11 protein-coding genes are annotated in these 11,587 nt (G+C 67.1%); 6 read left to right on the top strand and 5 right to left on the bottom strand.

Translation table 11 applies throughout. The features are described from left to right. Positions 1-16: 16 nt before the first annotated feature. The 4 genes from AB0M22_RS22705 to AB0M22_RS22690 all read left to right on the top strand — a co-directional run bounded on the left by AB0M22_RS22705 (position 17) and on the right by AB0M22_RS22690 (position 4,350). Complete coding sequence (locus tag AB0M22_RS22705) at positions 17-1,516, top strand: nitrilase-related carbon-nitrogen hydrolase (RefSeq protein ID WP_364730164.1); 1,500 nt, start codon at positions 17-19, stop codon at positions 1,514-1,516. 59 nt (positions 1,517-1,575) lie between these two features. Continuing rightward, positions 1,576-2,793 carry a sensor domain-containing protein gene (locus AB0M22_RS22700; RefSeq protein ID WP_364730161.1) on the top strand — a complete coding sequence of 406 codons (1,218 nt, stop codon included), beginning with the start codon at positions 1,576-1,578 and terminating at the stop codon, positions 2,791-2,793. Further along, on the top strand, positions 2,772-3,428 hold the full coding sequence (locus AB0M22_RS22695) for a response regulator transcription factor (protein ID WP_364730158.1): 657 nt from the start codon (positions 2,772-2,774) through the stop codon (positions 3,426-3,428). Before AB0M22_RS22700 ends, AB0M22_RS22695 begins: the two co-directional genes overlap by 22 nt. 139 nt (positions 3,429-3,567) lie before the next feature. Continuing rightward, on the top strand, positions 3,568-4,350 hold the full coding sequence (locus tag AB0M22_RS22690; protein WP_364730155.1) for an AfsR/SARP family transcriptional regulator: 783 nt from the start codon (positions 3,568-3,570) through the stop codon (positions 4,348-4,350). Positions 4,351-4,375: 25 nt separating this feature from the next. Here the strand turns inward: AB0M22_RS22690 and AB0M22_RS22685 are convergent, their stop codons facing one another. Further along, positions 4,376-5,392: a class I SAM-dependent methyltransferase gene (locus tag AB0M22_RS22685; RefSeq protein ID WP_364730151.1), complete on the bottom strand. Its 1,017-nt coding sequence runs from the start codon at positions 5,390-5,392 to the stop codon at positions 4,376-4,378. A 68-nt stretch (positions 5,393-5,460) separates the two neighbouring features. Then, entirely contained in the window at positions 5,461-6,534 is a 1,074-nt protein-coding gene (locus AB0M22_RS22680; RefSeq protein ID WP_364730148.1) for a class I SAM-dependent methyltransferase, read from the bottom strand. 359 nt (positions 6,535-6,893) lie between these two features. Between AB0M22_RS22680 and AB0M22_RS22675 the strand changes: the two genes are divergently transcribed. Next, complete coding sequence (locus tag AB0M22_RS22675) at positions 6,894-7,994, top strand: amidohydrolase family protein (protein WP_364730145.1); 1,101 nt, start codon at positions 6,894-6,896, stop codon at positions 7,992-7,994. After that, entirely contained in the window at positions 7,991-8,374 is a 384-nt protein-coding gene (locus AB0M22_RS22670) for a Rieske (2Fe-2S) protein (protein WP_364730142.1), read from the top strand. Before AB0M22_RS22675 ends, AB0M22_RS22670 begins: the two co-directional genes overlap by 4 nt. A gap of 24 nt (positions 8,375-8,398) precedes the next feature. On the opposite strand, the gene AB0M22_RS22665 is transcribed toward AB0M22_RS22670, so the two are convergent. From AB0M22_RS22665 to gntD, 3 genes are read right to left on the bottom strand one after another with little or no spacing between them, the layout of a single operon-like run. Continuing rightward, positions 8,399-9,628 carry a cytochrome P450 gene (locus AB0M22_RS22665; protein ID WP_364730138.1) on the bottom strand — a complete coding sequence of 410 codons (1,230 nt, stop codon included), beginning with the start codon at positions 9,626-9,628 and terminating at the stop codon, positions 8,399-8,401. A gap of 14 nt (positions 9,629-9,642) precedes the next feature. Beyond that, positions 9,643-10,410 (bottom strand): SDR family oxidoreductase, encoded by a 768-nt coding sequence (locus AB0M22_RS22660; RefSeq protein ID WP_364730136.1) that lies wholly within the window; start codon positions 10,408-10,410, stop codon positions 9,643-9,645. A gap of 29 nt (positions 10,411-10,439) precedes the next feature. Then, positions 10,440-11,495, bottom strand: coding sequence for a guanitoxin biosynthesis L-enduracididine beta-hydroxylase GntD (gene gntD / locus AB0M22_RS22655; protein ID WP_364730133.1), 1,056 nt, complete (start codon positions 11,493-11,495; stop codon positions 10,440-10,442). Positions 11,496-11,587: the final 92 nt, after the last annotated feature.

Raw genomic sequence — 11,587 nt, 5'->3', positions numbered from 1 at the left:
GGAGAGGCTTCGATGTATGGCAAACAATGCGTTCTCCACCGGCCGGTGGAGGTACCTCTGGTTGGTGGCGGGCGTTGCGCTCAGCCTGGTCGGCACGAGCGGCGAATGGGCGATACCGGTCGCGGCGTGGTTGTTCTCCATCGCGTTGATGCGGTTCACCCGAGGGGCCCGGGTGGTCACCGGCTTCCTGTGGGTGGCGTTGTTCTCGGTGGCCGAGGCAGTGGTTCTGGTCGCTGCCGCGGGGCGGTTCGCGGTCCTGCCGATCCTGCTCGGCTGCGCGATTCCGGGTGTGCTCCTTTGTGTTCCGCTGCTGGTCGACCGGCTGCTGTTCCGGCGGTTGAATCCGATCGCGGCGACACTGGTGTTTCCCGCGGCGCGGGTGGCCGTGGAGTTCCTGGTGACACAGGTGAGCCCGTTCGGGACGGTCTTCGGACCCCTGGCCGCTACCCAGTCGGCGAATCTGCCTTTTTTGCAACTGGTTTCGGTCACCGGCGTCTATGGTCTGAGTTTCCTGATGGCCTGGCTCGCGCCGATCGTGAACGTCGCGCTCGAATGCCGGTGGCATTGGCCGTCGATCCGCACCGTGGCCCTGGCCTACGTCTCGGTGCTGGTTCTCGTGCTCTTCGGCGGCGGGCTACGGTTGGCCCTGGCCTCGGACGCGCCGAATCTGGTGCGCGTCGCCGGGATCAGCGTGTCCCGCGCGGCCGAGGAGCGGTCGCGGGAGATCGACAATTTCCACACTCCGCAGGTGCTGTCCGAACAGAAACCGGTGCTGCGGCAGGCGTTCGCGGTGCTCAACGAGGACCTGTTCGCCCGGAGCCGGATCGAGGCCGACGGCGGCGCGAAGATCGTCACGTGGGCGGAGACCGCCGCGGTAGTGCTCGAGGAGGACTATCCGGAGTTCATGCACACGGCGCGCGAACTTGCCCGGGACAAACAGATTTATCTCGGTGTGGGCATCGCCGTGCTGCTCGACGGGCAACAGCAGCCGCGCTCACGCGATATCGCCGTGCTGGTGGCGCCGGACGGGCAAGTGCTGTCGACCTACGACAAGGCGCATCCGGTCCCCGGCATGGAAAGCCTGCGGCCGGGCGATGGAATCGCGCCGGTGTCGGCCACACCGTACGGCAGGCTCGCCAACGTGATCTGCTTCGACGCCCAGTTTCCCGGCACCCTGCGAACCCGCGCCGACATCATGCTGGTCCCGTCCAACGACTGGCCGGGGATCGAGCGTGCGCAGGCGGCGAACGCGGTGTTCCGTGCCGTCGAGAACGGCTACAGCCTGGTCCGGCAGACCAGCAACGGCATCTCCATCACCGTCGACATGTACGGCCAGAACCTGGCCAGGACAAACTATTTCAGCACCACCCAGCAGAGCATGATCGTGTCCGTGCCGACGCGCGGCACCCGAACGGTCTACGGCGTGGTCGGCGATCTGTTCGCGTGGCTGTGCGTCGCGGGCCTTGCGGGTTCGGTGGCCCTGGTGGTATTCAGGCGGATCGGAAGTCGGGGATGATGATGAAAACTTCGGATGAGAATGCGAAGGTGCCATCGGCACGGAACGGGGGGACAGGGATGCGGGCGAGACTTGCCGGACCGGTGTACGCGCTGGCCATGATCTGCCTGTCGGTTGCCGGAATCGCCGCGGCCGCATTGGTTCTGGTCAGTGCGGCGCTGATGGTGGTCGGCATCGGCCGGTTGGTGTTCCCGTCAGCGGTCGCGTTGCTGCGGACGGTCGCGAACGCGGCTCGCTGGGTGTGCGGCCGGCTAGGCGAGCACATCGAACGGCCCTACGGCGCCGAGACGAGCGCTGTCGGGCTGTTGAAGGCCCCCGCCACCTGGCGGGATGTGATGTGGGCGTTCGTCGACCCGATCATCGGCACCTGGACCGCCGCGCTGGCGCTCGGCATGCCGCTGTACGGGTTGTACGGCGCGGCGGTGCAACCGTGGGTGTGGCGGGCCAACCTGGACGCCGGCGGCACCAACTCCTACGGTCCCATCCACGTGACCTCTACGCCCGCCGCGCTGTTGGCCGTCCCGGTCGGCATCGGGTTGATCGCGCTCGGCCTCTATATCGGACCGGAACTGCTACGGCTGCGGGCCAGTTGGATCGCCGACATGCTCGGGCCGTCCCGCACCACCGAGCTCGAAAAGCGGGTCGAGACATTGGCGGACACGCGCGCGGACACGGTCGACGCGCAGGCCGCGGAACTGCGCCGGATCGAACGGGATCTGCACGACGGCGCGCAGGCCCGGTTGGTCGCGCTCGGCATCGGCCTCGGCAACGCCGAGCGGCTGTTCGACGGCGACCCGGACGCGGCCAAGCAGCTGGTGGCGGCGGCCCGAGAAGCGTCGTCGCAGGCGCTGGACGAACTGCGCGACCTCGTGCGCGGGGTGCATCCGCCGGTCCTGGCCGACCGCGGCCTCGCCGACGCGATCCGCGCCCTGGCACTGGATTCGCTGCTCGATGTCGACGTTGCCTCCGAGCTGACCGGGAGGCCGGCGCCTGCGGTCGAATCGGCGGTCTACTTCGCGGTCAACGAGCTGTTCGCCAACATCGGCAAATACGCGGGTAACGCCGCCGTGCACGTCACCCTCGGCTATCACCACGGTGTGCTGCGCTGTACTGTCACCGACGACGGGGACGGCGGGGTGGACCCGGCCAATGGCACAGGGCTGCAAGGCATCCGGAGCAGATTGGCGGTCTTCGACGGCACCGTCGCGATCGACAGCCCGCCCGGCGGCCCGACCCACGTACGGCTGGAGGTGCCATGCGCGCTCCGCTCCGAGTAGTCGTCGCCGAGGACCTGTTCCTCATCCGGGATGCGCTGATCCGGCTGCTCACCGAGCACGGCTTCACCATTGTGGCCGCCGTCGACAACGGCCCGTCCCTGCGCAGGGCACTGGCCGAGGAGCGGCCCGACATCGCGATCGTCGACGTACGACTGCCGCCCTCGTTCACCGACGAGGGCCTGCAGGCGGCCATCGAGGCACGCCGCGAACGGCCCGGCTTGCCGGTGCTGGTGCTGTCCCAATACGTCGAACAGCTCTATGCCCGCGAACTGCTGGCAGACGGCATCGGTGCGGTCGGCTATCTGCTCAAGGACCGGGTGTCCAACGCCGAACAGTTCATCGGCGCAGTCGAATCCGTCGCCGGCGGCGGCACCGCGATGGACCCGCAGGTCGTCGCCAAACTGCTGACCCGTGGCGACGCGCGCGGCCGCACCGCCGACCTCAGCCCCCGAGAACGCGAAGTCCTGAGCCTCATTGCCGCCGGACGCTCCAACATCGCCATCGCCCGCCGGCTGAACATCTCCGCCAGCGCGGTCACCAAACACATCGCCGCCATCTTCGCCAAACTCCAGCTCCCGGAGTGCGAAGACGACAACCGCCGCATCCTGGCCGTCCTCGCTCACCTCGATCAGTGACCGACCGCGGGGCGCCGGTTCCGGTCGCGGGATCGCCGCCCCGGGTAGTTCGGTAATCGATCGGCAACAGACCGGCAATTGTTCAGGCTCCCAACCGGACTCACTTACACTCGTCGAGGTGTGAGCTTCTGGGGGGATCGTGAGAATAGAGCTTCTCGGTGCGGCGACCATCGGCACGGCCGAGGAACGCGGCCCGATTCGGGCGAAGAAGGTGCGGGCGATGTTGGTGCTGCTTGCCTTGAACGCCGGCATAGCCGTGTCCTACCAGGACATGGTGGACGAGCTCTGGGGTGACAGCCCGCTGAGCAACGCGCGGAACGCCTTGCAGGCCAACGCTACTCGGCTGCGCAGGCTGCTCGAGCCGTTTGCCGGCGAGCCCGGCCGCTCTGCGGTGCTGGTCACCGCGGGCGCGGGCTACCTGCTCGACATTCCCCGCAATGCCGTGGACGCCAACCTCTTTCTGGAGCTGACCGATCACGGCACTACACAGATCCGTCGCGACCAGCCGGAACAGGCTGTCGAGACGCTGAATCGGGCGCTGCGCCTGTGGCGCGGTCCAGCGCTTACCGATGCCGTCGACGGCCCTCGGGCCAGAGCCGCGGCCGAACGGCTCGAGGAACGGCGGCTGACTGCCCTGGAAGACCTGCTGGAGGCCCGGCTCGCGCTCGGCCACGAACGTCAGGTGGTCGCCGAGTTGCGTTGGCTACTCAGTCAGTATCCGGCGCGGGAGCGGCTCAGCGAGCACCTGATGCTGGCTTTGTACCGCTGCGGAAGGCAAACCGAAGCTGTCGCCGTGTTCCATCAGGTCCGCGCGCACCTTGCCGACGAGTTCGGCCTGACGCCCAGCCCGTCCCTGCAAAGGCGCTACCAGGAGATCCTGGTCCAGGAGCCGACGCTCGGCGATCCTTCGTCCAGCGGGTAACCGGCCGCGGCCGCACCGCTGCGGATCATGCGGCCGAATCGGCCGGCTCGAGTTCGAAGATGACACTGTCGGCCGGTAGCGGCACCAGGTGCTGACGAATGAGCCGCCAGCCGCCCTCGGCGAACACGCCGCTCCATTCCTCCAGCGTCGGCAAATACACACCCATCATCCGGTGTGCTACCTCGAAACCCAGGGTGAAGACAGGGATATCGGTGTCCGGTAGGGACGTTGTCCGGGCGGTGTCACCCAGGAGCAACCGCTTGACGTTGGGAAACGCCGCGCGGAGCTTTCGTAGCGACGCGACGCACTCATCCCGTGGCCACATGTCGTGGCCCATCAGGAAGCAGGTCAGCAGGTCCACGTCGGTGAACTCGGGGTGCGGCCGTGGGGCGGTGGCGTCGTCCTGGATCAGCGATACGCGGTAGCTCAGGCCGGCCGCGTCCACCGACTCCTGGGCCAGGCGCAGCGCGCCACCGGCGATGTCGATGCCCAACCCGGTCGCGGTCGGGTGCCAGCCGAGCACTTTGATCAGGCGTTCGGCGCTACCGCAGCCCAGGTCGGCGACCTTGGTGAACTCCAATGGCGCCATCACGGCGGAGAACACCGGGTCGAAGAAGTTCTTGTTGATATCGCGGCAGGCCACCGCAATCGCGGCCGAATCGCGCCGGTAGTATTCGCCGACGCGGTTGCCATTGGGCAGTACCGAGGATGTATTCGCGAATAGTTCGGCACATCCCCGCGACAGCCAATGGAAGAATCCCTTGGCCTTGTACACGTCGGCGAAGTTCACGTCGCGCAGCACCGCGCCGCCGCTGCGCTCCACGATGCGGACGCTGGCCAACGCATGGAACAGGGCCTCGGTCGCCTGCTGGTCCAGGTCGTTGCGAGTAGCGAATTCGGTCACATCCAATTTCTCATTGGCAGCCAGCTCGTCCAATGCGCCCAGCTCCCACGCCGCACTGATTGCGGACGACGCAACAGCGGAATTGAAGATGTCCGCTGTCGTCATCCTGGCTGGGGCCAGCACTAGGTTTTCGGTCACGTCCTTGCCTCCTTAAAAGACCTTGGTGCACTTCCCGCGCCCATCCCGCTCGGCTGAACCGGCTGCGGTCACGTGCGCTGTGCGAGAAGAATCCGGTGCATCGGGGTATCGACCAGCGCGATGCGGGACAGGCCGGCCTCGGCGAGCCAGCCGTCGTAGTCCGACAACGAGTAAGCGTCGCCGCCGCCGGTAACCAGCATCGACGCGGCAAACAGCCGGAAGAACCGGTTCTGGATCGACAGCGGGTCGATCCGGTCGTCCACAATGTGGTCGACGATCGCGATGAATCCGTTGTCGCCCAGCGCTTTTGCCGCGTTGCGGGTCAGGTCCGCGGCGCCGGAAGCGGTCTGCAAGTGGTAGATGTTCGCCAGGAGCACGAGGTCGTGGCCCGTGCCCCAGTCGCCGGTGAAGAAGTTCTGGACCGTTGACCGGAACCGGTCCTCGACGCCGAGTGAAATCCCTTGCTCTCGGGCGATCGGCGCGATGCGCTCGTCGTCCAGGCCGGTCGCGCGCAATCGGTCGAAGCGCTGCAACAGCAAATGACTGTAGATCCCGGTCCCGCAGCCGACGTCCACCATGGATCGTGGGCAATCGACCGTCCAGCCGAGGGCGGTCAGCCGCTCGGCCAGCGCTTCGACGATCGGCGGCGCCCAGAAGTTGATGCCTCGGGCGACGGTCTCGTAGTCCTTCGCGGACAACTGGTTGGCCTGGTATTCGCCACCCTGGTCGACCGCGGGCCGCCGGACCCGTTCGGCGAAGTCCTGCCACGCCGCCCAGCCGGTCGCGCGGTCGTAACTGATCCGTCCGGCCAGGCTGTACAGGCCGTTGGGCAACAGGCACTCGGCCATGCCGTCGACCAGCCAGTAGATGCTCTGGTTGTTGTCACCGGTCTTCCGGTGCACGATCTCGTAGGAGTACAGGCCGTCGAGCAGGACCCGCAGGCCCTGCGGATCGGCGTCCAGTTGGCCCGCGAGGTCGCCGGCCGACGCCGGCCCCTCCGCGAGCACGGTGAACACGCCGAGCTCGAACGCCGCGTCGATGATGCCGGGCGCGAACATCGCGATCAGATGCTCGTAGATTCGGTGGGCCGCCCGCATCACCGGGCGGTCCCGCGGATCGCTGATCAACTTCGAGCCGTCCACCAGGGGCGCCATGCTCGCCGCGCCGGTTACCGAAGTGGCGGAGTTTCCCTCACCTGGGGCAGAAAATCCTACCGTCGTCATTCATCCTCATCTGGTTCGGGAATTCCGCGCAATCCGCCGCTCGGGCGAATCCGAGACTAGCAACGGGCGCTGACAAATTATTGACCGATCATTGATGCTGAATATGCCGATAGGCGTGACGTGATCCGGCCGGACAGGCAAAATCGGCAACTTCCCGGTTTTGTCCGGCCATCGGCAGGCAAGGTCTCGCTGCGGACATTTCTTTCGATAAACTGAGGCCGTCGTGCGCGCGGCCGACAGGCCTGATCATCGGCGTGAGAACGGATAGGGGGCCTTTGATGACGACCGTTTCCGAGCAGGTCGAGTCAGTGGGTGCAGCACCACGGTCGACGCCCGTCATCGACACCGACGTGCATGAGATGATCGGCGGGCCGAGATTCATGTTTTACGTCGACGAGCCATATCGAGGTCGTATCCACGCGAACAATTGGACCGGCGTGAACCTGCCGTACACGTGGCCGACAACCGGCGGTGTCGCCCGCTCGGACACATTCCGCCATCCCGGTGAGAAGGCAGGCTCGGATTACCTTCTCATGCGCGAGCAACACCTCGACCGATACAATATCAAGCATGCCATTCTGACCGGCCTGATATATCCGACCGAGTTCAAGACTCAACCGGATTTCGCCACGGCCATGGCGCGGGCTTACAACAATTGGTTGATTCGGGAATGGCTCCGCAAAGACGAGCGATTCCTCGGGTCGATGCACATCGCCGCCCAGGATCCACACGCAGCGGCCGAGGAGATCGACCGGGTCGGTTCGAACCCCCGCATCGTGCAGGTCATGCTGCCGGCGATATCCCACGACACACTGGGCCGGAGCTTCTACCACCCCATCTACGAGGCGTGTGTGCGCAACGACCTCGCGGTCGGGTTCCACCACGGCTCGACCTCGGAGACCGCGGTCGGCCTGCCGCCGTACTTCATCGAGTGGCATACCGCGGTCCCGCAGGCCTGGCAGTCGCAGCTGATCAGCCTGGTCGTCGGTGGCGTGCTGGAGAAGTTCCCGACGCTGCGGGTGGTCATGATCGAGTCGAGCTGGACCTGGCTGCCGTCGCTGATGTGGCGGTTCGACCGGAACTACCGCGCGCTGCGCCGTGAGGTTCCGTGGGTCAAGCGGCTACCGAGTGAGTACATCAGGGAGCAGGTCAAGTTCACCACCCAGCCGATGGACGCGCCTGCGGATCCCCGGCATTTGCTGCAGCTGTTCGAGATGGTCGGCACCGACGAGTTCCTGATGTTCTCCTCGGATTACCCGCACTGGGACTCCGACAGCCCGGAACGGTCGTTGCCGTCGAGCTTTCCGCCCGACTTGAAGAAGAAGATCCTCTACGACAACGCCGCGAAGTTCTACCGGCTCGCGGAACGCACCCGATGACGGCCTCGGCGCGGGCCGCAGGCCGCACCCGCCACGAAGTCTGTCCGGTGGGGGAGCTGCCCGCCGGCCATCGGCGGCTGTTCAGTCACGGGACTCGGCGGATCGTCGTGGTCGGACTGCCCGGTGGCGAATACCGTGCGCTGTCGGACAGCTGCCCGCACCACGGCGCCTCGCTGGCCGCGGGCACGCTGGAACGGATGTGGCAGGCCGGACCGGACTGCCGGCATGTCCAGGACGACACCCGGTGGGTGCTGGTCTGTCCTTTTCATAACTTCGAGTTCGACGTACGCACCGGTCAGCCCGTGGTGCGGCTCGGTCGATCCCGGGCGGCCACCTACGCGGTGGCCGTCGAGGACGGCATGGTGGTGCTCTACTTGTGATCCGGTAGCTGTCGTCGGGGCGAGTCAGCCGGCGGGGACGAGCTGGACCGGCATGGTCGAGTATCCGCTGAGGAAGTTCGAGTAGACCCGCCGGGCCGGACCGGTCATCCGGATCTCGGACACCGAGTCGCGCAGCGCTTCCAGCATCGCGCTGAGCTCGGCTCTGGCCAGGTAGGCGCCCATGCAGTAGTGCGGGCCGTGGGCGAAGGTGAGGTGCTTGTTCGGATCCCGGGCCAAGACGAACCGGTCCGGCTCGGCGAAGGCCCGCTCGTCGCGGTTGGCCGAGGCATTCCACATCGTGACGATGTCGCCCTCCTCGATGAGCTGGTCGAACAGCAGGAGGTCGGTGGTCGCGGTCCGTCCACTATGCAGTGTCGGGGTGGTCCAGCGGAGGATCTCCTCGACCGCCGAGCCGGTGCGCACCGTGCCATCCCGTAGCAACTGCCACTGGTCGGTGTTCTGTGCCAGCGCGTGCACCCCGCCGACCATGGCGAACCTGGTGGTCTCCAAGCCGCCGATGATGATGCTGTAGCAATTGAAGATGATCTCCTCGTGCGTCAGCCTGCGGCCGGCCACCTCCTGGTCGATCAGGACACTCAGCACGTCGTCACCCGACCGGCCCCGCCGCCGCGCCACCTGCTGGGAAATGTAGAGCAGCAGGTCGTTGCGCGCCGCCCACATGCCTTCCGCGGTCGGCGGGCCATCGGCAGCGGCGAGCGTGCCGGATGTCAGCCCGATCAGATGCCGCCGGTCCTCGTCCGGCACGACGAACAGGTCGCAGATCGCGGCCAGCGGGACATGTGCGGCGACGTCGACGGCGAAGTCGCACTCCGCCCGCTGGGTCGCCTCCTGGACGAGCTTGCGCGTCCCGCTCCGGACACTGTCCACGATGGCGGTGAGCGCGCGCGGCGAGAACGGCTTGCCGATCGCGGCGCGCAGCGCGCTGTGCTCGGGGCCGTCGGTGACGGTGAGCATGCGGCCCACCGCCGAGTCGTTCTTCGCCAGCAACGTGTCGAGCATGTTGCCTCGCGCGGAGGTGAACGACACGTTGTCCGTGTAGAGGGTGGCCATGTCGTCTCGACGGGTGATCACCCAGAAGCCCTCGCCGCGTTCGGTTTCGCGGTGGCGGTACAGCGGCTGCTCGTCGCGGAGGTACCGCCAGACCTCGGAGAGGTCCTGGGTAGCGTGCACAACCGGGTCGGCGAGGTCGAGCTCGTCGAGGACGGTCGAGTCGAATGCTGTTCGAGTTTCCATGCCTGTCCTGGCTCTCATCGCCGTTGCCGTGGCGCGGTCGGCCCGGGAAAGAACGCGGTGGTGGCGCCGGCCGTCTCACCACCGTCCACAACGAATTCCTGTCCGGTGACGAAGGACGCGTCGGGCGAGGCGAGGAAGTGGAAGACCGAGGCGATCTCCTCCGGCGCTGCGTGGCGCCGGCCGGGGATCCGGTCGTTCACCTCGGCCAGCATCTCGTCGCTGTACTCGGCGCGTTGCATCGGTGTCAGCACGGCGCCAGGAGTGACGCACGCGGTACGCACCATCGGGCTGAGCTCCATGGCGAAGGTCTGACACAGCGACGCGATGCCGGCCTTGGTCGCGTTGTACGGGGCGTACAGCGGGTAGCCACGCGAGCCGTTGACCGACGCGGTCGCCAACAGCACGCCGTGCCCCTGTTCGAGCATGTAGGGCGCCGCGTGCCGCCACAGCCCGAGGACTCCCATCAGGTTCACGTCGATGGTCCGCCGGATGTCCGCCTCGGTCAGTTCCAAGACGCCGCACCGGACGCTGATACCGGCGTTGGCGATCACGACGTCGAGCCGATCGCGAATGGCGTGGACCGCGTCGACTGCCGCGCGGACCGCCTGCCAGTCGGCGACATCGACCCGCAGCCAGCTGATCGAGCCCGGGCCGTAGTCCTCGTCGTCGTCCGCGGGTTCGGCGATGTCCAGATTCACGACGTGGTCACCGCCGCGGGCGAACCGCCGCACGGTCGCCAGCCCGATCCCGCTGGACGCCCCCGAGACGATGATCGTGCGCATGAAAGGCCTCTCTGTGTGTTGGACGAAGGTCAGACGAGGACACGGTGTCGGCCGCTGTTGCCGCCGGCCAGGTGCCGGCGCAGGTTCCGGCTGACGGTGAGCTTCTTGAGCCAGCGGTCGGTGCCGTCGTAGCGGGCGCGGAATGGGCGACGGCCGTGCGCGGCCAGGTAGTTGTCCATGATCAGCAGTGACCCGGGGCCGACCACCACGTCCTGCTGTACCCGCGTCAGCTCGACCATGAACCGGTCCAGCGCGGCGGCTGCCTCCTGGTCGTTGTCGACACAGCTCATGAAGGGGCGGTCGATGCGCATGTACGGCGACACCGAGTCGCCGAACAACACGCTGGTCGGTGTCGGGTTCGCCAGCTTGCGGCGCAGTTGCTCCAGCGCCGGGTGGTTCTCGTCGTGCGAACTCAGCTGCCGGATGTGTTCGGTGTCCGGAAAGATGTAGTAGCGGTCCTCGGCCAGGATGCGGCGGTCACGCTCGGTCAGCCGGGTATCGCGGACCGACGCGACGATGGTGGGGACCTGGTCGCTGTTGCGCAGTCCCAGCAGCATCAGGTAGTCGCACCGATTCGGGTGGAAGCCGTCCTCGGTGTGGAACTCCAGCAGGCTCTCGCTGCCGTAGCCGCTCTGCCTGATTTCGTCGCCCTTGATCGGCAGCACGTTCTGCACGATGCAGCCCTCCTGGAGGGTCGCCCAGCCGCATGGCTCGCCGAGCACCATTCCGCACAGTGCCAGGATGATCTCCTGTCGGCGCGCCGTCTCCCCGGCGATCGCGTCCCGCCAGTGTGCGGGGGTGGCGCCGAGCTGATCGTCGTCCACCGGAATGCCGTGGACGAGACAGGCCGCGCTCGGCTCGAACCGGCGGAAGTCGTCCAGGAACCCGCGCAGGCCGGCGGGCAACAGCCGGGAATGCGGCCACGCCTGGTCGTAGAACTCGTCGGTGAGCGGGTCCCCGTAGGTGTCGGCGGCCTGCTGCGCGATATCCAGCAGCTCGGCGCCCTCACTCCGGCTCAGTGTGTACTCGCGCGGCCGGTCCTCGACCGAGTCCTGGGGGTCGACGGACAGGGATTGGGTTGCCATGGTGATCCTTTCAACTGCGTCGACCGGGTTCGGTCGCATGCGGACGGTCGGTCCTGTGCCTGCTCGCCACGGTGTGCCGAGGAGGCGGGTGG

This window comes from Nocardia sp. NPDC051756, assembly GCF_040681495.1.
Taxonomy (GTDB): Bacteria; Actinomycetota; Actinomycetes; order Mycobacteriales; family Mycobacteriaceae; genus Nocardia.
This window is presented reverse-complemented; position numbering and strand designations above follow the sequence as displayed.